Annotated in this window: 20 protein-coding genes; 6 read left to right on the top strand and 14 right to left on the bottom strand. The window is 66.7% G+C overall.

From position 1 onward, the window contains the following. Nucleotides 1-174: 174 nt before the first annotated feature. Nucleotides 175-1,854: an acyl-CoA dehydrogenase family protein gene (locus LDL21_RS24630; RefSeq protein ID WP_225281947.1), complete on the top strand. Its 1,680-nt coding sequence runs from the start codon at nt 175-177 to the stop codon at nt 1,852-1,854. A gap of 7 nt (nt 1,855-1,861) precedes the next feature. Here LDL21_RS24630 and LDL21_RS24625 read toward each other — a convergent pair whose 3' ends face one another. The 13 genes from LDL21_RS24625 to LDL21_RS24565 all read right to left on the bottom strand — a co-directional run bounded on the left by LDL21_RS24625 (nt 1,862) and on the right by LDL21_RS24565 (nt 12,305). Beyond that, the gene (locus LDL21_RS24625; RefSeq protein WP_225281946.1) at nt 1,862-3,112 is read right to left on the bottom strand and encodes a cytochrome P450 family protein; all 1,251 of its coding nucleotides are present in this window, start codon (nt 3,110-3,112) and stop codon (nt 1,862-1,864) included. A gap of 72 nt (nt 3,113-3,184) precedes the next feature. Then, complete coding sequence (locus tag LDL21_RS24620; protein WP_225281945.1) at nt 3,185-4,195, bottom strand: helix-turn-helix domain-containing protein; 1,011 nt, start codon at nt 4,193-4,195, stop codon at nt 3,185-3,187. Between the two features lies 1 nt (nt 4,196). Continuing rightward, nucleotides 4,197-5,180 carry a helix-turn-helix domain-containing protein gene (locus tag LDL21_RS24615; protein WP_225281944.1) on the bottom strand — a complete coding sequence of 328 codons (984 nt, stop codon included), beginning with the start codon at nt 5,178-5,180 and terminating at the stop codon, nt 4,197-4,199. Between the two features lie 83 nt (nt 5,181-5,263). Continuing rightward, nucleotides 5,264-5,905 carry an AraC family transcriptional regulator gene (locus tag LDL21_RS24610; RefSeq protein ID WP_225281943.1) on the bottom strand — a complete coding sequence of 214 codons (642 nt, stop codon included), beginning with the start codon at nt 5,903-5,905 and terminating at the stop codon, nt 5,264-5,266. Nucleotides 5,906-6,035: 130 nt separating this feature from the next. Beyond that, nucleotides 6,036-6,875, bottom strand: a complete 840-nt coding sequence (gene truA / locus LDL21_RS24605; RefSeq protein WP_225281942.1) for a tRNA pseudouridine(38-40) synthase TruA — start codon at nt 6,873-6,875, stop codon at nt 6,036-6,038. Between the two features lie 85 nt (nt 6,876-6,960). Then, nucleotides 6,961-7,467, bottom strand: a complete 507-nt coding sequence (gene rplQ / locus LDL21_RS24600; RefSeq protein WP_181700705.1) for a 50S ribosomal protein L17 — start codon at nt 7,465-7,467, stop codon at nt 6,961-6,963. Nucleotides 7,468-7,512: 45 nt separating this feature from the next. Continuing rightward, nucleotides 7,513-8,571 carry a DNA-directed RNA polymerase subunit alpha gene (locus tag LDL21_RS24595; protein WP_022567324.1) on the bottom strand — a complete coding sequence of 353 codons (1,059 nt, stop codon included), beginning with the start codon at nt 8,569-8,571 and terminating at the stop codon, nt 7,513-7,515. 91 nt (nt 8,572-8,662) lie between these two features. Then, nucleotides 8,663-9,268 carry a 30S ribosomal protein S4 gene (rpsD, locus tag LDL21_RS24590; protein WP_181700707.1) on the bottom strand — a complete coding sequence of 202 codons (606 nt, stop codon included), beginning with the start codon at nt 9,266-9,268 and terminating at the stop codon, nt 8,663-8,665. Between the two features lie 22 nt (nt 9,269-9,290). Next, entirely contained in the window at nt 9,291-9,704 is a 414-nt protein-coding gene (gene rpsK / locus LDL21_RS24585) for a 30S ribosomal protein S11 (RefSeq protein WP_019045110.1), read from the bottom strand. A 9-nt stretch (nt 9,705-9,713) separates the two neighbouring features. Continuing rightward, nucleotides 9,714-10,085 carry a 30S ribosomal protein S13 gene (rpsM, locus tag LDL21_RS24580; protein ID WP_067491000.1) on the bottom strand — a complete coding sequence of 124 codons (372 nt, stop codon included), beginning with the start codon at nt 10,083-10,085 and terminating at the stop codon, nt 9,714-9,716. 179 nt (nt 10,086-10,264) lie between these two features. Continuing rightward, entirely contained in the window at nt 10,265-10,378 is a 114-nt protein-coding gene (gene rpmJ, locus LDL21_RS24575; protein WP_011207363.1) for a 50S ribosomal protein L36, read from the bottom strand. Nucleotides 10,379-10,526: 148 nt separating this feature from the next. Next, the gene (gene infA, locus LDL21_RS24570) at nt 10,527-10,748 is read right to left on the bottom strand and encodes a translation initiation factor IF-1 (RefSeq protein WP_003418601.1); all 222 of its coding nucleotides are present in this window, start codon (nt 10,746-10,748) and stop codon (nt 10,527-10,529) included. 1,083 nt (nt 10,749-11,831) lie between these two features. Then, nucleotides 11,832-12,305: a hypothetical protein gene (locus tag LDL21_RS24565; RefSeq protein ID WP_225281941.1), complete on the bottom strand. Its 474-nt coding sequence runs from the start codon at nt 12,303-12,305 to the stop codon at nt 11,832-11,834. 442 nt (nt 12,306-12,747) lie between these two features. On the opposite strand from LDL21_RS24565, the gene LDL21_RS24560 reads away from it, so the two are divergent. Continuing rightward, a complete protein-coding gene (locus tag LDL21_RS24560; protein WP_225281940.1) occupies nt 12,748-14,451 on the top strand; it encodes a MinD/ParA family ATP-binding protein in 1,704 nt (567 codons plus the stop codon). 4 nt (nt 14,452-14,455) lie between these two features. Here the strand turns inward: LDL21_RS24560 and LDL21_RS24555 are convergent, their stop codons facing one another. Further along, on the bottom strand, nt 14,456-14,848 hold the full coding sequence (locus LDL21_RS24555; RefSeq protein ID WP_084457280.1) for a DUF4254 domain-containing protein: 393 nt from the start codon (nt 14,846-14,848) through the stop codon (nt 14,456-14,458). 281 nt (nt 14,849-15,129) lie between these two features. Between LDL21_RS24555 and LDL21_RS24550 the strand changes: the two genes are divergently transcribed. The 4 genes from LDL21_RS24550 to LDL21_RS24535 all read left to right on the top strand — a co-directional run. Further along, nucleotides 15,130-15,939 (top strand): GntR family transcriptional regulator, encoded by an 810-nt coding sequence (locus LDL21_RS24550; protein ID WP_225281939.1) that lies wholly within the window; start codon nt 15,130-15,132, stop codon nt 15,937-15,939. Beyond that, nucleotides 15,936-16,529: a GNAT family N-acetyltransferase gene (locus LDL21_RS24545; protein ID WP_181701399.1), complete on the top strand. Its 594-nt coding sequence runs from the start codon at nt 15,936-15,938 to the stop codon at nt 16,527-16,529. The genes LDL21_RS24550 and LDL21_RS24545 overlap by 4 nt, the downstream gene beginning before the upstream one ends. A 187-nt stretch (nt 16,530-16,716) precedes the next feature. Further along, the gene (locus tag LDL21_RS24540; RefSeq protein ID WP_225281938.1) at nt 16,717-19,695 is read left to right on the top strand and encodes a hypothetical protein; all 2,979 of its coding nucleotides are present in this window, start codon (nt 16,717-16,719) and stop codon (nt 19,693-19,695) included. Nucleotides 19,696-19,974: 279 nt separating this feature from the next. Continuing rightward, on the top strand, nt 19,975-20,210 hold a 236-nt coding region (locus LDL21_RS24535), incomplete at its 3' end, for a WXG100-like domain-containing protein (RefSeq protein ID WP_443678055.1).

Here is a 20,210-nt window from a genome sequence, read left to right as displayed (position 1 = left end):
GAATTGGCGTAATCCGCTGTGCAACAATGCATTTTCGGTATTCAGGGGCGCCGTGAACCTGTTCGTCGTGGCGCCCACGCGAGAGCAGGATCGATGATGACGGCGCAAAGCAACACGGCAGACACCCCTCTTTCGGAACTTCTCCGCCACGGTGAACGAGATTTTCAGGAACGGTTGCAGCAACTGCTGATCGACCCGGACTACGCCATCACCGTGCACCAGGGCCAAGCGCAGCGGCGCGAGAACGCCTACGCCCAGCTGCGTGACCTGGTCAAGGAACTCGGTAAGGCCAGCGATGTCGCGACCAACCTCCCCCAGCTGTTCGCCTTGTTCGACTGGTCCGCGGTGCTGGCAACCGACCTCATCCCGTTGATCTCGGGCCACTTCAACCTTGCGTCGGGCTCGCTGTCCACACTCACCGACTCCGACTCGGCGGCGCCGTACCTGCACGACCTCGACGACGCCACCGCGATCGGCGTCATGCTGCTCACCGAGTACGGTTGCGGCTCCAACATCGGCTTCATGCAGACCACCGCGACCTGGGAAGACGGCGGGTTCGTCATCAACACCCCGAACCCGAGGGCCCGCAAGTTCATGCCGAGCGTCGGAATCCCGGTCTCGCGCGTGTGCGTCGTCGGTGCCCGCTTCATCGACTCAGCGGGTGTCGATCAGGGTGTGCACCTGTTCACCGCGCGTCTGCGGGTGGCCGACGGCACGGCAGCACCCGGTGTCACGATCACCCAGCTCGACCGGCAGCCGCTGGTCATCATGGACAACTCGGTCATCAGCTTCGACAATCTCCGCGTCGACCGCAGCGCCTGGCTGGGTGGAAACCTGGCGACCATCGACGACAACGGTGTCCTGACCTGGAACGACGAGGACAGCCAGCGCCGCTCGTTCGCCTCCGCGATCAGCCAGCTGACGGTCGGCCGCCTGGCCCTCGCGTCCTGCCTGAACGCCACCGCGCGAGCCTCGCTCTACATCGCGCTGCGCTACGCCGCCAAGCGCGGGGTGCCGTTGACGCCGACCGCCACGACGGTGATGGCCGACATCCCGCACGTGCGCAACACCCTGCTCACCGATCTGGCCGGCACGGTCGCGCGCACCATCTTCGGCAACGCGGTCAAGACCTCCCTCGCCAACAGCGACCTCACCGATCGCGACACCGTCGTCTCGGTGATGCTGGCCAAGCACTTCATCCAGCTACACGCCCTGGACACGGTGACCCACTGTCGCATCAAGATGGGTGCGCAGGGCATGTTCAGCGCCAACCGGGTCGCCGACTACATCGGCGTCTGCCACGCGGCCATCACCGGCGAAGGCGACTGCCATGTGCTCGGCTCGGTCGCCGGTCGCGTCCTGGCCAGGCATCTCGCGGGCAAGGTACCGCCGCAGACCGGTCTGCACGATCCCGCCGTCACCACCGACCGCCTCGGTCTGTTCACCGCGCGCACCCTCACGATCGTGCAGGAAGCTCAGCGGCATCTGGAATCGGGAGAACTCGCGGATCGGCTCGCCGTCATTCCGGAAGCACTCGAACTCGCCGAGGCCTACAGCGCGGAGGAAGCGTTGCAGCTGCTCCACCGGTACGAGCACCTGCCCGAAATCGCCGCCGTGCGTGACGTTTTCGCGCTGCACTACCTCGATCAGAATGCCGCGTGGTACCTCACCCGCGGTTACCTGGACGTTGCCGCTGTCGAAGGCGTCAAGCAGCAGCTCCGGGAAGCCATCGACACTCTCGCCGACAACGTTCCGGCCCTGCTCGATTCCTTCGGCTTCGACGACGAGATCCTCGGCGCGCCGGTGCTGTTCGACGATCTACCCGGCGCGTGGGAGAGCCGCATCAACGGCTGATATGCGGTTACAGCGACAGCGGTGCCGTTCGTGGGAACACGACCGGCAACGCTGACAACGCTCGGTGGAATGGCCCGGGACGCCACACGAGGTCGTCCTGGGCCACTCCGAGCTTCAGCTCCGGCAGGACATCGAAGAGCTGGTCGATGACGTCCTGCGCCAGGAGCACGCCATACGGGCGCGCATGCGCGGGGCAGGCGTGTTCGCCCGCACTGAACGCCAGATTCCAGCCGTTGCCGAGGAAATCGCCGGTGTTGATCGTCGGATCGGTATTGCAGGCGGCCATGCTGATGATGACCGGCTGCTGAGCGGGCAGCAGTACACCGTCGATCGGCACGGACTGGCGCGGGTAGGTGATGCAGTAGTTCGCCATCGGCGGGTCGGTGGCGAGGCGCTCGTCGATCGCCATCTTGGTCGACAACGGCATCGAGTTGCCTTCGCCGGTGAAGCGGGGATCGGTCAGCATCAGCAGCAGAGTGTTGGCGATGAGGTTCATCGGCGGCTCGACGCCTGCCGCGAACAGCAGCACCAGCTGATGCACCATCTCGTCGTCGGTCAGCCGCGCCGGATGCTGGACGAGGCGGGTGGTGATGTCGTCGCCCGGCTGCGACCGCTTCAGTGCGGTGAGGTCGAGCAGGGCGTTGGTCATGATGGTGTTCACCTTGTCGGTGTCCACGCCGTCGAACATCGCGGCATTGGCCCTGGCGACCTCCGCGCCGATCTCGGGCGGGCAGCCGAGGAATTCGCACAGCACCGAGAACACCATCGGGAAGATGTACTGGTGCAGCACATCCGCGTGCCCGTCCGTGCAGAACGAGTTGATGATCGGGATGGCCGATCGCTCAACGCTGGTGCGCATGACATTGAGGTCCATCCCGGCGAGCGCGTCGTTCACGGCGTCGCGGTAGCGGGTGTGCCCTTTGCCGGTGGTACGCAGCGCGTTCGGCCGGTACTCGATCATCGGCATGATCGGGATATCGCGTGGCACGGTCGCCTGCCACGCCCGCGGATCGGCGGAGAAGTTCGCGGGGTCGTTGAGAATTCGCACCGCGGTACTGAATTTGATGACCAGCGTGGCGGGCACGCCCGGCCACAGCTCGACGGGCACCAGCGATTCGTACTGGTCACGCATCCGGCGGTAGGCACCGTGCGGATCGGCCGCGAACGCCTCGTCGTAGAGCGGAATCCGGTGCTCGGGCACCGCCGCGGACAACGGCGAGTTGCGGATGGCACCCTGATTCGTGTCCTGCGGATTCACAATAACTCCCTGAAATCGACTGCGGCGCAATGGTAGTCCAGACGGACCGCTCGACTCGTAACCGGCCAGAGCCTACCAGCGCGTATGCCCCCGCGCCCGCCAGTTCCCGAGTTGCCGATGCGATCGCCGGAAATGCCCCGGCGACATCCCGACAACCTCCTGAAACGCGCGATAGAACTGCCGTTCCGAAGCGAACCCCACCTCGAATGCCACCCCGGCGATCGGCCGGGCGCTGTTGCTCACCAACAACTTCTGTGCCTGTCGTACCCGCAGCTGTCGCAACGCTGTGCCGAAACTCTCCCCGTCGCCGTCGAATACCCGGAACAACGTCCGCCGCGACATATGACAAGCCCCCGCGACCTCGTCCACACTCAATGTGGGTTCCGCGAAGTTCTTTCGCAGGTAGGCCATGACCTGTTCGCCGCGCAAGGCGTCGCCGGACTCCGCTGCCCCGGTGGATCCCGCAGCGAGCAGCACCGCGGAACTCAGCAGTTCGAGCGCACTGCGCCCCAGGATTTCGACCTGGCGAGGGGCACGTTCACGCACCCGGGCGAGGTTTCCGAAGTAGTTCGCGACTACGCCGACGGCAGTGTCACTGCCGAAGGGAGTGACCGTCGGGACGGTCCGCAGACCCGATCGGCTGCGAAGCAAGTCGGTCCGCACGCGCACCAGTACCTGCTCGAACAGCGTGGCGCGTGGTGAACTGTCGATCCACAGCGACGGAGCGACGCTGTCGATGAAGGTCATCTGGCCTGGCCGCAGGGTCACCGAACGATCACCCTGGGTCAGAGAAGTTCGACCGGAAAGCTGGACGACGGCCACCGAATACTCGTCGGTGTCAAGGGCCGCGTGCGTCCTCGTCCGCCGGAACTGCTGATTGCTCCCCACGAAGCTCGACAGCCAGAAGTCGTTGGCACCCGGTAGCGGGCTGGTGCTCAGCCGACCGAAGGCGGGTGCATCACGTAGCGGCTCGAGATTCAGCGGAAACGACGTGCGGGCCCATCGCGCCCGCCACTCCTCGAATTCGGGGCTGCGTGGTTTCGGTGCCGCGAACTGGAAGGCGACCGGCTCGTAGGCCCTCATGTCAGGGGTTGCATAAGTGGCGGTATTCACCTGGTGTTGTTCCGGTTTCGTGGTGGAAGACGCGGTAGAAGTGGCGTTCAGAGGAAAAGCCCGAGGCGAATGCTACTGCGGCGGTGGGGAGGTGGTGGTTGTTCGTGAGCAGGTGGGTGGCGTGACGTAGGCGGAGGGTGCGCAGTGTGGTGTTCAGGCTGTCGCCTGGTCCGGCGAAGAGGCGGAAGAGGGTGCGGCGGGAGATGTGGCAGGCGGCGGCGATGTCGTCGGCGGTGAGGTCGGGGGCGGTGTAGTTGTCGCGCAGGAAGGTCATGACGTGTTCGCGTCGCAATGTCTCGGCGGGGGTGTCGACCGGGCGCTCACCCGCTGTGAGCAGTACGGCGGACGCGATCAAGCCGAGTGCGTTGTCCGCGAGTACGGCGGCGTGTGCCGGGTCCTTGCGCTGGATGGCTGCCAGGTCACGGAAGAAGCGCGCCACCACGCCTGCCGCGCCGGCGCCGGGCACGGTCACCGCGGTGGGCATCGCCAGTTGCCGGAGGCCGGGTTGGGCGCGCAGCAGGTCCATCGGCACCTGCACGACGACCTGCTCGAACCCCGACCCGCCGGTCCAGTGATCCGAGCCGTTGGTCCAGTGGTAGGGCGCTGAGGTGTCGAAGAAGACCATGTCGCCCGCGGTGATCTGCGCGGAACGGCCACCTTGGTTCATCACCAGGTCGCCCTCGATGTGGATGCTCACCAGCAGATATGCCTCGGAACGGGCGACGTGGGTCCGGGAATGCCGGAACGTCTGGTAGCTGCCCGCCATGGTCGCCAAGGTGAAGTCGTGGTGGCCGGACAGCGAGCTTGCCGTCACCCGCCCGTAGAAGGGCAGTTCGGGATGGGCGTCGCAGGCGACGGGCGCATAGTTCTGTGACAGCAACGCTTCCCATTCCTCGCGCGCACCACCGCGCGGCGTCGCCGAGGAGTACTCGAACGTGATCGGTTCGATGGACATCCGTCAGCCTCCGAGTGTCTGGTAACGACGATGAATTCCCTGTCGGCAAGGCCCTGGACACCGGAAACCCGGCGCCGTCTCTGTCAATGGCGAGCCGGGCCATAGGCGAGGCGGTATTCGCCCGGTGTCATACCGGTTTCCCGGGCGAATACCCGATAGAAGTGGCGTTCGGAGGCGAAACCGGATTCGAAGGCGATCGCGGCGCAGGAGCGGGCGGGGTAGGTGGCGACAACGCCTGCCGGGCTGTCCGGTTCGATCGCGACGGCGGCGGGGATGGGCACTGCGCTCAGTCCCGGCCGCTCCCGCAGCGTCCCTACCGGAATCTGGACGAGCACCTGCTCGAAGGCCACGGCTTCGTCCCACAGCGAGGGCAGCGAGCCGTCGAGGATCGTCATCTGCCCGGGTTCGAGCAACACGGAACGGCCGCTTTGGGTGAGGCGGGCTTCACCGGCCACCTGGCTGACCAGCACGTACTCCTCGGCAGCGCGAGCCACATGCGTCTTCGTCCGGAGGTACTGATGGTTATGGCCGGCCAGCACGGTGAGGGAGAAGTCGGCCGCGCCGGGCAGCGCACCACTGGTCACCTTGCCGTAAACAGGTGCGTCGCGGATGGGGCCGAAGGCGAGCGGGAAGTAGGTTTGCTCCATCAGCGCGGCCCACCGGTCGACTTCCTCGCCGCGCGATTCCGGCGTCGAGAATTCGATTGTCGTCGGTCCGTTCACCATGGGTTGCCTCCGGCACACGCATATCCGCCTCTACGGCTCCAACCCGAGAATAGCCCGGCTCAGTCACAGGATCTGTGGATCACGTAGCGAATGACCTGCGAAAACCTCGCTGTGCAAACCTCTTCGGCAGTCAGTCGCCGCAGCAGCCCTCGGCGGCGGGGACGGTGCGGGTCTCGCGGGTCTGGGCGTTGCGGGCGGCCAGGTCGGCGTCGGCGGGATAGTCGACGGCGATCAGGCTCAGGCCGTGTGCGGGAGCGACGGTCACGGAGCTGGAGCGTCCCGTTTCCGACAGCAGCGACCCGACCCATTCCGGTGTCCGTCGTCCCTCACCGACGGCGAGCACCGCGCCGACCAAGCTGCGAACCATCGACCAGCAGAACGCATCAGCGCTCACGTACGCGGTGAGCAGGTCGCCCTCACGCTCCCAGTCGAAACGCTGCAGTTCGCGCACGGTGGTCGCGCCCTCGCGGCGACGGCAGAAGGCGGCGAAGTCGTGCAGTCCCAACAACTTTCCGGAGGCGGCGCGCATGGCTTCCAGATCCACACCCGGCTTACACGCGACCACGCTGCGCGCGCGCAACGGCTCGGCACCGTAGGGGGCGGTGGTGAGGCGGTAGGCGTAGTGGCGACGCATCGCCGAGAACCGCGCGTCGAATTCCGGTGGCGCCGTCCGGATATCGGTGATGCGGACGTCCTTGGGCAGGAAACGGGCCATCCGGTACATCAGCTTGCCGGCATCGAATTCGCCGGAGGTGTCGAAATGCGCCACCTGCCCCTCGGCGTGCACACCCGCGTCGGTCCGCCCGGCGACGGTGAGCACGATCGGCTCACGGAACACCTTCGACAGCGATTCCTCCAGCACGCCCTGCACGGTGCGCAACCCGGGCTGACGCGCCCAGCCGATGAAATCGGTGCCGTCGTAACTGATTCCGAGCCGCACGCGCGACCGACCTTGCCCGATCTCGTCCATCGAACCTCCCTGCCTCACCAACACTGGCAAAAGAACGAGCCCGCCACCCTCGAAGGGGTGACGGGCTCGGTCGAACTCCTGAGAATCAGGCGTCCTTCTTGTCCTCAGCGGCCTCGTCGGCGGCCGGAGCCTCGACGACCTCGTCGGCCTTGGCTTCGGCAGCCTCGGCGGCGGGCGCCTCGGTCTTCTGCGAAGCGGCGACGCGACGGGCGCGGTCGGCCTCGTTGGTGACGGTCTTCTCGCGGACCAGCTCGATGATGGCCATCGGCGCGTTGTCACCCTTGCGCGGCAGCGCCTTGGTGATGCGGGTGTAGCCACCCTCGCGACCCTCGAACGAGGGGCCGATCTCCGCGAACAGCGCGTGCACGATGTCCTTGTTGCGGATGACCTTCATGACCTCGCGACGGTCGGCAAGGGTGCCGGCCTTCGCGCGGGTGATGAGCTTCTCGGCGTAGGGGCGGACCGCCTTGGCCTTCGACTCGGTGGTCGTGATCCGACCGTGCTCGAAAAGCGCCGTGGCCAGGTTGGCGAAGATCGCCTTCTGGTGCGACGCCGACCCGCCGAAGCGGGCACCCTTCTTGGGCTTGGGCATTGGATTCTCCTTGTGAAAGGCGCAGCCGGGGTGCCCCCCGATGGCCTAGAGCTGTTCGGTCTCGGCGTAGTCCTGCTCGCCGCCGTCGGTGTCACTGAAGGTGCCGGAATCGCTCCAGGTGCCGGTGCTCGCGTCGTAACCCACCACGGAGGACGGGTCGAACGAAGCGGGCGAGTCCTTCAGCGAGAGGCCGAGCGCGTGCAGCTTGACCTTCACCTCGTCGATGGACTTCTGGCCGAAGTTGCGGATATCGAGCAGGTCCGACTCGGTGCGGGCGACGAGCTCGCCCACCGTGTGCACACCCTCGCGCTTGAGGCAGTTGTAGGACCGGACGGTGAGGTCCAGGTCCTCGATCGGCAGACCGAACGAGGCGATGTGGTCCGCCTCGGCCGGGCTGGGGCCGATCTCGATGCCCTCGGCTTCGACGTTGAGCTCACGGGCCAGGCCGAAGAGCTCGACCAGGGTCTTACCGGCCGAAGCCAGCGCGTCCCGGGCCGTGATGGAGTTCTTGGTCTCCACGTCGAGGATGAGACGGTCGAAGTCGGTGCGCTGCTCGACACGGGTGGCCTCGACCTTGTAGGTCACCTTGAGCACCGGGGAGTAGATCGAATCCACGGGGATCCGGCCGATTTCCGCGCCGGTCGCCTTGTTCTGCACGGCGGGCACGTAACCGCGGCCCCGCTCGACGACGAGCTCGATCTCGAGCTTGCCCTTGTCGTTCAGGGTGGCGATGTGCATGTCCGGGTTGTGCACGACGACGCCGGCCGGCGGGACGATGTCACCGGCGGTGACGGTGCCCGGGCCCTGCTTACGCACGTACATGGTGACCGGCTCGTCCTCTTCGGAGGACACGACCAGACCCTTGAGGTTCAGGATGATGTCGGTGACGTCTTCCTTCACACCGGGAACGGTGGTGAACTCGTGCAGGACACCGTCGATGCGGATGCTCGTGACCGCGGCCCCCGGGATGGAGGACAGCAGGGTACGACGCAGCGAGTTGCCGAGGGTGTAACCGAAGCCCGGCTCGAGGGGTTCGATGGTGAACTTCGAGCGGTTCTCCGCCACAACCTCTTCGGTCAGTGTCGGACGCTGGGAAATCAGCATGAGGATCTACTTCCTGTTCAGGGCGTCCGCTATTTGACGCCTAATCAGTGATTGCGGGGGCCGTCGTAGGAACGGCCCCCACCAAAAGCGCTTACTTCGAGTAGTACTCGACGATGAGCTGTTCCTGCAGCGGCACATCGATCTGGGCACGCTCGGGGAGCTGGTGCACCAGGATGCGCAGGCGGCCGGGGACGACCTGCAGCCAGCCCGGGACCTGACGGTCGCCGACGGTCTCACGCGCCACCTGGAACGGCAGGGTCGGCAGCGACTTCTCCTTGACATCGATGATGTCGTACTGGGAGACCTGGTAGCTGGGCACGTCGACCTTGACGCCGTTGACCAGGAAGTGGCCGTGGCTGACGAGCTGACGGGCCTGACGACGGGTACGAGCCAGACCGGCGCGGTACACGACGTTGTCCAGACGCGACTCGAGCAGACGCAGCAGGTTGTCGCCGGTCTTGCCCTTGAGGCGGTTGGCCTCTTCGTAGTAGCGACGGAACTGCTTTTCCATGACGCCGTAGGAGAAGCGAGCCTTCTGCTTCTCCTGCAGCTGCATCAGGTACTCGGATTCCTTGATCCGCGCGCGGCCGTGCTGGCCGGGCGGGTAAGGACGACGCTCGAACGCCTGGTCGCCTCCGACGAGGTCGACGCGCAGACGACGCGACTTGCGGGTGATGGGGCCTGTATAACGAGCCATTTTTTAGCTGTTTCCTTTCCCGCTAGACGCGACGGCGCTTGGGCGGCCGGCAGCCGTTGTGCGGCTGAGGAGTGACATCGGAGATCGAGCCGACCTCGAGGCCAGCGGCCTGAAGCGAACGGATCGCGGTCTCGCGGCCCGAACCCGGGCCCTTCACGAACACGTCGACCTTCTTGACGCCGTTCTCCTGCGCCTTGCGGGCAGCGTTCTCGGCAGCGAGCTGCGCGGCGAACGGGGTGCTCTTACGCGAACCCTTGAAACCGACGTGGCCCGACGACGCCCACGAGATGACATTGCCCTCGGGGTCGGTGATCGAGACGATGGTGTTGTTGAACGTGCTCTTGATGTGCGCGTGGCCGTGCGGGATGTTCTTCTTATCCCGGCGACGCGACTTCTGAGTCTTCTTCGGGCCAGCGGCCCGGCTCTTCGGAGGCATACGCTATCCCTACTTCTTCTTGCCGGCGACGGTCTTCTTCGGACCCTTGCGCGTACGCGCGTTGGTCTTGGTGCGCTGACCACGCACAGGCAGGCCACGACGGTGGCGGATGCCCTGGTAGCAGCCGATCTCGATCTTGCGGCGAATATCGGCCTGGACCTCGCGGCGCAGGTCACCTTCGACCTTGAACTCCGACGCTTCGATGTAGTCGCGCAGCTTGCTCAGGTCGTCGTCGCTGAGATCCTTCGAGCGCAGGTCCGGGCTGACGCCGGTCTGAGCCAGGATCTCGGTGGCGCGGGTGCGCCCGATTCCGAAAATGTAGGTCAGCGCGATCTCCATGCGCTTTTCGCGCGGGAGATCAACGCCCATCAGACGTGCCATGTGGCAGGTTCCTTAATGGTTGCGGAGGTCTGCTCCCTGTCCGTCCCCCCGTCTTTGCAAATGGGGGCACCGGCCTCCGTACCGGTGGTTGGCGCGCACACGTGCGTACGCGCTGGAGCTGGGAGTTCTTCTTTTCGGTCAGTCCGATCAGACGATCGGTGCCCGGCGGTGAGGCTGGATCAGCCCTGACGCTGCTTGTGGCGCAGGTTGTCGCAGATCACCATGACCCGACCGTGACGGCGGATCACCTTGCACTTCTCGCAGATCTTCTTGACGCTCGGCTGAACCTTCACGTCCGTCCAATCTTTTCGTGGGTTCACAAGGGTCTGTGAACACAGTTTTTCCCCAGCCGACGACTGGGGAAGTCTCTTGTCGTGTTCCGGCCTGGACCGGAACACCGTGTGACGCCGCGTGCCTCAGGCTCGCGGCGTCAGGCAGGCATCACTTGTAGCGGTAGACGATCCGGCCGCGGGACAGGTCGTACGGCGAGAGCTCGACGACCACGCGGTCTTCCGGAAGGATGCGAATGTAGTGCTGCCGCATCTTTCCGCTGATGTGCGCGAGAACCTTGTGACCGTTCTCGAGCTCGATCCGGAACATCGCATTGGGCAGCGGCTCGACAACTCGACCCTCGACCTCGATGGCCCCGTCTTTCTTCGCCATATCCTCCGCGATCCCGGTTATGCTCAACCTTGAGTGGTTACCTCGTAGCTGCTCACCCACAGGCCCGACGAACTTCCCGGGTTTGCACGCGAACAGTCGGCGCCTAGGTGCACCGCCGCTCAAGCTTACCGGGCCGTGTGCGCTGAGGCAAAAAGACCCCGACGGTACACCCTGAACGTGGCGCACGTCGCACAATGGAGGCGTCGACGGTGGGCACGCGGGCAGGCATGAGGCGCCCGCCACGCCGATCGGGTTGTCGCGTAAACTCACCGGCGTCGCAAGTAGTGGGTCGATCAGATCGGGGGACCCTGGTGAGCGGAGCGCACCGGTGAGCCGCAACAACGACAGCCTCCCCATGTTGCCGCCATGGCTGTCGGAGAGCGAAGTCACCCAGGTCGGGTACGAGGCACCGGTCGAGAACCTGCCACAGGACGAACCGATCGACGAGGCACCCAAGCGTCGCCGTTTCCTGCGCGGTGACGACAGCGCGCGCAAGGAGAAGAAGGGCGGCCGCCGCCGCAAGGAGCGCGAGCCCGAACAGACCGCACCGCCGAGCCAGGTCACCGGCACCGCGGGCCACGGCCCTGCTTTCCACGATCCGCATGCGCCGTCGACCGCGAGCCCGCTGATGCCCGGTCCGAATCCGTCGACATCGAGCGCGCCCGCACCGACTCAGGGCGCCGACTCCTCCTGGCCACCGGCCTCGACCGGCGCGCCTTGGCCGCAGGCTCAGGGCGCCCCGAACCCACTCGCTCCGCCACCGCGGTCGGCCTCGGGCGACTCCGCCCAGCAAGCCCAGGCAGGCGCGTGGGAGCAAGGCCCCGACCCACTCGCTCCACCGAGGCTCGACTCCGGCGCGGCGGGCGACTCCGCCCAGCATGCCGCCGGTTCGCGGTCCTCGGCCGGCGCCGCTCGACCCCAGGAACAGGGCGCACCTGACCGGCTCATGCCGCCGCAGACCGGGCCGGATGCATTCTCCCCGTGGAACACCGGGCAGCCCTCTACACCGGCCCGGTTCCCGGCCGCGCCGGCGCACACCAGTTCGCCGTCGCACTCGGTCCCGAATACGGCCGTTCCGCCAGCTCATTCGGGCCCTTCACTGCCCCCGACACCTGCCGAGCAGGCCGCGGCGGCCCTCCCGACGCGGACCCCCGCTCCCCCGTCCGAGGGCTTCACACCGCTCGGGCCCTCGAACCAGCGCAGCCTGCCCGACCTCCCGCCGCCTCCCCCGCTGCCCGATCCCCCGGCGCGCCCGACCCAGGCGCCGCCACGCTTGCTCGCACCCACCCCGCCGTCTCCCTCGGACCCGCTGGCGTCGCCCGCCGTTCCGGTGTCGTCGTCTTCACCCGCGGACTCGTTGGCGTCGCCCGCCGTGCCGGTGTCGTCGCCTTCACCCGCGGACCCGCCGGCACCGCCCGCTGATCCGACGTCGTCGCCTTCACCCGCAGACCCGCTCGCACCGCCCGCCGTGCCGGTCTCGTCGCCTTCCCCCGCGCAGCCGCAGGCGTCGGTCGGCGAAGCGGTTTCGTCGGGTGTCGACCCGTTGTCATCGGCCACTCCGCTCGAGGCGCTCTCGACGCCTTCGCGCCCGATAGGCGAACCTGCGCCGCCCACCAGCGGCCAGCCGGATCCGGCGATCCAGAACGCACAACCGGAAGCGCCGCAGCCCAGCGTTTCCGGGCCGGACGCGTCCTCTCACAACACATCGAGTGCACCGGCATCCGGATCGACCACTGGCGCATCGGCGGCTTCCGTCGCAGCCGAGTCGGCCGACGCCGGATATTCGGCCAACCCTTCGTCGACACGGAACGAGGGCGGCGCCGACCAAGCCCAGGCCGAACAAGGTGGGGTCGCGCAGGGGTCGCCGTACAGCGCTGGTGACGTCGCGGCTTCAGCGGCGCCTGTTTCGCCCTATGCGTCCGGCGAGGTACCGCAGGGACCGGCTTTCTCTGCGTCGCAATACGATTCGATTCCCGGAGATCTGTCGCACGGCACTTCCGTGCACGCACCTGATGCGCAGACCGAGATGTTCCGGGCCGACGACCCTCGACTGCAGGGCGGGTTGCCCAGCGCCGGCGTCGCGCAGGGCGGCCCGTCTGAAACTGCTTACCGCTCAGGCGAATTCGCACAGCCCGGGCCGCCTTCCCGCCCCGAGGGAACACCTCCACGGCATCAACTGACGCCCGACGCCGCGCCCGCACAGCCCGACGTCGCGCAGCAGGCGATCCCCGCCCCGACCGCGCAGAGCGGTGGTGCGACCGCCTATCCGGCACAGCACCCCATGCACGGCGGCTACCCGCAGACACCCGACACGGCCGTTGCCCATCCCAACCAGAGCGATGGGCTCCCCCAGTACCGCCCTGACGGCATGCGAGTGCAGCCGGACGGCACCTATCCCCACGGAAACGCCGCGCAGGCGGGCCCGAATGCTGCTCAGACCCAGCAGTACTCACAGGGCACTGCCGCGCCGGTTCAGCCGTACCAGGCGCCCGACGGCTCCCAGGCGCAGCCGTACCCGGGGCCGCTCCACGCACCCGATGGCGCACCGGCCCAGCCGTACCAGGCGGCGGCGCCCCAGCAGTTCCAGGCGCCGGACGGCACCTGGTCCCAAGCACCCAACAGTGCCCCGGTTCAGCCCTTCCACGCGCCGGACGGCGCCCCGCACGGCGGACCGGCGCAGCCGTACCAAGCCCCGAACAACGTTGCCCCGCAGCATGTGGCACCGCAGTACCAGCAGCCCGCCTACGGTCAGCCGGGCTGGGGTAACCCCGGCTACCAACCTCCGTCACTGGACAATGTGCCGGTCAAGCGGGTCAAGAAGGCACCGGGCAGTGGATGGCGTAAGGCCGTGCACCATGTTTCCGGTGGTGCGATCAACCCGGGAATGTCGGCCGAGGAGCGGCGCCTGCAGGAACTGGTCGCCCGTATCCGGCAGCCGGTGCGTGGTGATTACCGGATCGCGGTGCTCTCGCTCAAGGGTGGTGTCGGCAAGACGACGACCACCACCGGTCTCGGGTCGATCTTCGCGTCGATCCGTGGTGACCGAGTGATCGCGGTCGACGCCAACCCGGACTTCGGCACCCTGTCCCAGCGCGTAGCCATCCAGACCCGCTCGACCGTGCGCGACCTGCTGCTCGATCCGGCGATCGAACGGTACTCGGATGTGCGCAGGCACACCTCGCAGAGTTCGAGCAGGCTGGAAGTGCTTGCCAGCGAACGCGATCCGGCAGCCTCGGAGTCGTTCAACGACGAGGAGTACCGGGCCGTCGCCCGCATCCTGCAGCGGTTCTACAACATCATCCTCACCGACTGCGGCACCGGCCTGATGCACTCGGCGATGAACGGCGTGCTCGACCTGGCGCATTCGCTGGTGCTGATCTCGTCGGCGGCCATCGACGGTGCCCGCAGCGCCGCCGCCACGCTCGACTGGCTGTCGCTGCACGGGCACGACCACCTCGTGCGCAATGCGGTGGTCGTGATCAACCTCCCGCGTGAGGGTTCCCCGAATGTCGGTGTGCAGCAGTTGCGGGAGTACTTCCTGTCGCGCTGCCGTGCCGTGCACATCATCCCGTTCGACGAGCACCTGTCCGAGGGCGCCGAGATCGACCTGCACCGCCTGCACAAGTCCACCAAGCGCGCGTATGTGGAGCTGGCCGCGACGGTCGCCGACGAGTTCGGCGCCGAACACAACCGCTACCGCTGAGCGGTCACCATTCGGGCAGCCGACGCCGCCCGGCGAGCACATCGCGCACCAGATCGTCGTAGGCGTCGGCCAATTCGGCCAGGTGGTGCCAGGCGCTGTGCAGCAGCTCGTCGTTGGCGTCCAGCGTCATCAGCGCGTGGTGAGCCCGCACCGAGGACTCCGCCAACCGGTCGATGACCGCGCCGATGGTTTCGGTGTGCAGCGTGGCGCCCAGTCGGTGTTGCGGCACGCCGCGCAACACCCAGTCGTCGATGGCGAGGACCAATTCGCTTCGTCGGCAATCGATCTCACGCAACACCACGGCGTCGGTCTCGACGCGGCCGCCACGGCCGACCACCCGCTTCTCGTGCAGCACCGCGAGGTCGCGCGCGAACCACAGCAGCGGCCCACCGACCACCCGGTGCCCGCGACATGCCCGGACCAGTAGGTCGGAAAAGGGCAGTAAACCGGTATCAGCCTGAGAACCTGCGGAATCGACACATCGCAATGTGTCGGGGAAAGCCATTACAACCGTAGAACTCTCCGCACCAGCCACGTTGCCTCGCCGTCGTCGCCGCACAGCACCGGATCAGGACGTTCATTACAATAAACCTCGCAAGCTCACTGTCAAGCATTACTCGGCCGTAGGTAACCCAGACGAGTACACTTCGTTACCTGCACGACCTACCGAGGAGCATGATGGCGGACGGTCCGACCTATCTGCGGATCGCGAACCTCCTCCGCGAGGAGATCCGCGCGGGTACCTGGAAACCGGGCGACCGGCTGCCCAGTCATTCCGAGCTGGCCGAGCAGATGCAGGTCTCGATCACCACCGCGCGCAACGCCATCCAGGTACTCGTCGCCGAAAACCTGGTCTATACAGCGACTTCCCGCGGAACCATCGTTCGAAACCAGGAAGTGCTCGAATCCGTGGTCACCGACCACATCCGGCGTGATCGTCCGCGCTCGGCGCACGACATCTTCGAGGAGATCGCGCGCGCGGCGAACCGGGAACCCGCCAAGGAATTCAGCACCAGGATGGAGCCGGCCGACGAACAAGTGGCGCTCTGGCTCGGCGTGCCGGTCGACTCGTGGGTGCTGGCCCGCACCGTGGTGCAGTATCTGGACAACGAGCCGTGGTCGTGGGAGGTGAGCTTCTACCCGCGCGATCTGGCCGAGTCGGCGGGTATCGACTCCCCGCACGACATCCCCGAGGGCACTACGCGCCGGCTCGCCGACCGTGGCCACGGCGAGACCGCGCATCGCGACACCGTGCTCGCCCGCGCGGCCACGGCGGAGGAGGCCGCCGTGCTCGGCGTCGCCACCGGCACCATCCTGCTCGACCATCTTCGCATCGGCGCCAATCACGAGCGGGTCACCCGCGCCACCCGCCACCGTTCCCTGGCCGGACGCAACCGGCTGGCCTACCAATTCGGCGACGCGGCGGGCACCGACGTCATCGCCCGAACCCTCGGCATCGCACCCGGGCCTGCCGTGCCGTTGCCATGACGGTACGGATGCGCCGGGCCACCCTGGGCGACCTGTCGCTGATCTGCCGCCTGCGCGTGCAACGCACTGCCTGGCTCACCGCGCGCGGTTCGGACCAATGGACCGTCGCGGGCCGTGGCCGCCCGATCGAGATCTTCGCCGACGCCGTCGGGCGCGCCTTGGACGCCGGCCAGACCTGGATCGCCGAGGTCGAAGACCGACCCGCGGGCACGATCACGGTGAATCAGCGTTCCGATCCCGGCCTGTGGTCGCCCTGGGAGCTTGCCGAGTCGATGATCGTGCATTTCATGATCGTGGACCTGAACTTCGCCGGACGCCGCGTCGGCCACCACATGCTCGCGCACGCGGCCGAACTCGCCGAACTGGACCGCCGGGACTGGGTCCGCCTGGACGCGTGGACCACCAACCTGGGCCTGCACGACTACTACCGGCGTGCAGGTTTCCGCCTCGCACGCATCGCGCAGACGACAAGTGGACCGTCATGTGCCCTGTTCCAACGCCGAACCAGCGCCTGGGCGATCCGATCGGGAACCCGGCCCGTCGTCGCCGATGCGCAGCGGCGACTGTCGACCACCACGACCCTCGATTAGATGGTCTTCGATGGTGCGATATCTCTTGGACGACAACGTATTCGGCAAATATTCACACAGGGTCTACCTGCGGAGATCGGTACGGCTGAGATATTCACCAGCACGGCCGCGGGGGTAGCATTCACGACAATCGGGGGTCGATGTGCAGGCGTGATCCGAGGTTCGAGCGGGGGATGAGGCATTGGTCATGACCGACGACGAGTTGGCCACGCCAGGAATTCTGCGGGCGGCGACCGCACTCGTCGATGCCGCGTCCGCACCTGATTCGAATCAGGATCTGCTCGACGGGGCGGTAACCGCTCTTGCCCAGAAATTCCGCGGCAAGGTGATGTTCGCCAAACCTCGCGTCGACGGCGTACCCGACCCGGAGCTCTATCTGTTGAGCACGGCGCACGGGGGCTCCCCGCTCGGACTCGACAGCGATCTCCTGTCTCGTTTCGCCGATGGCTCAGCAGGCGAGGTGACAATGACCGGCCTGCAGGTGGTGCTGGTCGCCGACCTGTTGCGCGAGCTCGCCGCCCGCCTGCGGCCGGGTGCGGCGTTCGGTGTCGGCACCAACGGTCTCGCCCTGGGCGAGCGGACCCGAAAGCTCGCCGACACCCTGACCGAGTCGACTCCGGTCCGCCGCCCGCTTGCGCGCGAGTTCGATCCGGTCGAGCGTGCCGAATGGCTCACCCATGCCATGTCCGTGTATCGACCCGACCTGCGTAATGCTGTCATCCGTGTCCTCGATGTAGTGGGAATCGCCCATGCCGGGCAACCTGCGAATCCGCCGCCGTTGTCGGACGTACTCGGATCCGGCGCGGGTCAAGCCGCGATGGCGGCTTTGGCACGGGCAACCCACGGTGGGCCTGCACCGGCCGTCGTAGGACCGGACGACCCCGGCCTTTTCCTTCGGTCGGTCGACGGGCGCCCGATTTTCGACGAGGCCAACGCGCTGCGCGAACTGCTGGCAGCGGAAGCCGTCTCGTCGCCCGAGCCACCATTGGTCACCATCGGTGCCGAGACCGCCATCGTCACCGGATTACTGCTGCGCGAATTGGCCTCGCGGTTGCTACCGGGTATCTCGTACGGGCTGCTCGGCGTCCGTTCCGATCTCGGCATCCTCGCCGACGACCTCGCGGCCGAGCTGTTGGCGCAAACCCGTTACGGCCGTCCGTTCTTCTACCCGGGTCCGACACGGATGTGGATAACCGCGAGCGACCGGTTGCAGTCGGATGGCACCGCACCCGACGTCATCGACCCGGTCGACCATCTCATGCCCGCCGAGCTCCTGATCCCCACCGTGGATTCCTCGAAGGGCGAGACTTTCGGCGAGTACGAGCGGATCCGCGCGGCAGCGCTCGATCTGAGCCGCCTACTCGACGACAAGACCGCTCGAGACGATCACTTTGCCCAGGTGGCGCGGCAGCTGCATTCGGCGATCATGGGCACACCCGAGGATTCGATTGCCGAACCGAAGAATCAGCCGGCCGAGGTAGTCCACCAGCAGTGGCGCGCTGTGGAGCTTTCCCACGCGGAGGTCGTGATCGCCGCCGATCTGCTCGACGAACTCGCCACCCGCATCGGCCCCGACGCGGCCTTCGGTCCTAGCGGTGACCTGGCCGAATCGAGTGGCGAGTACACGGAAATGGCTGCCCGCCTGCGGGATCTATCGAGTACAAGGCGGTCGGCCATCGCCGCGACGACGTCGAATTCCCGGACCAAGCTCGGGCGATTGCGGGACGCGGCGATCCACTGGCTCGACATCGTTGCCGACGGCCGCGACGGCTGGCGAGTTCCCAGCGACCCGGTATGGCGCGACGCGACCATCAACCTTTATCTGCTCGCGCAAGACCGGCCCGCGCGCACCCCGACACCCCCCGTTCGCGACCCCGCTCGACACCTTCGCCGGCAGTCCGGCAATGCGACTGCCGGTCCGGTCGAGCTCACCGCCGAAGCAGCCGATATCGCCAGGTTGTTGCGCGGGGCGGACACCGATCCCGATCCGATCCTTGTGCCGGACAACCTCGCCCCCTATGTGGGCAAAGCACTCGGCGAGCTCGCCACTCGATTGAAGGGCGCCGGCGCCGCGCGGCAATCCGATGACGTCGAACCGCTCGCGGCGATCACGGCACAACTCGGACGACGCATCCTCGCGCGTGCCTTGGTCGGCTACTACCGCAGCTGGGATCGGGAGTCCGAGCAGCCAGGCCCGCGCGGCCACCTCAGCGAAGCCGAGGCCCGCGAACGCGATCGTGCCGGTGCGCCTTACAGCGTGGTGTTCGGCGAAGCCCACTCCCCCGACACCATCATCGATATGTATCGGGCAGCCGAAGAACTGCGAGTCACGAAGGTCGACGAGCAGGGGCGACCACGACTGTCGTTCGAGTTCGAGCGTAAGAGTCCGACCAAGCTGTTCTTGGCGCAGCTGACCCTGTATCGATACGACGGCGACGGGCTCGGCGGTGTGCGCGCCGAGCAATACAGCTTCGAACCGGGCGGCACCGCAACGCGGGTCACCGTGGAAGCCGGCCGGTCGACGCGGGAAGAATCGGTAGCGGAAATCACCAGGATGGAACGGCTTTGGCTGACCGCCCCCCAGTTCGGCGACTGGGAACCGCTACGCGATCTGAATCCGCTCACCTGGCCGCGCGCCGCCGACCGACCACAGGTGCACTACAGCCTCGCCTGGGACCCGGTCCGAGCGACACCGCGAGCCGTGATCTCCGCCGGTCAGGCGCACCGACGTGATGCCGAGGGCCTGCAATACTGTGTGATCCTCGGACCGCAAGACGATCCGCGGGTTCTCATCACCGTCTGCCGCAACGACAACGCCTTCGCCGTTCACTTCTTCGACGATGCCAAGCGCTTCCGTGCGATCCACACTTTCCGGTGGGTCGAGGATCGCTTTCTGCATCAAGCCCAGCAACGGCTGATCTATGCCGGTCCGTCACCACGGGAAACACCGGAGTACACGCTGCTCGCGACTTTCGAGGTCAGGCTCGACGGCTTGGCTCGGGCCGTCGTCGTGGAGCCACATGGGCGTGGAGTCGTCAGCGAAAGAATCGATTCGGTGGATGTCACCCAGTACTGGTGTGCGCTACCTGAATTCGGTGCATGGGAATGGGCCGGTGAACTCGACCCGAGCCCCGAACACTGGGCCGCACAGGATCTCGTTCCGTAGTGTTCACCTCCCATTATCGTATGTTTCGGCCGAAAGACATGGCGTTGTAAAACCCTCTACTGAGGCTGAATCGGTTGTGGCAGAGGATTTTTGAGCTGCGGCGCAGCAAGCCGAAAGGCAATTGTGGGGGCGGTGACGACGTGTTGGCGTCGGCAACGTGAACATTCGCTACATCAGCCGTGGGGGGCTCGGATGTCAAAGGCTGTTGCCGACCTGTATCCCGGGTGGGACAGACCGGTCGATCGGTGTGTTGCCCGCATCGAGTACCGGTAACCCGCTGTGGCACTCGGATTCCCGTCCTGGCTCGAACCCGTGGAATGGCTCGTCGGAGCCGACTGGCCACACGGCAACGAAGACCTCATGTGGCGAATGGGCAAAGACCTCCAAGCCGCCGCCGATGACGCCAAGGCCCTCGTTCCCGAACTCGAAGCCGTTGTCGGCACCGTCAACGCCGCCTACCCCCAAGGCCGCGGCGGCGAATCCATCCTCGAATGGATCCAACCCCTCATCGACGG

The sequence above is a fragment of the Nocardia rosealba genome, assembly GCF_020216065.1.
Taxonomy (GTDB): domain Bacteria; phylum Actinomycetota; class Actinomycetes; order Mycobacteriales; family Mycobacteriaceae; genus Nocardia; species Nocardia rosealba.
This window is presented reverse-complemented; position numbering and strand designations above follow the sequence as displayed.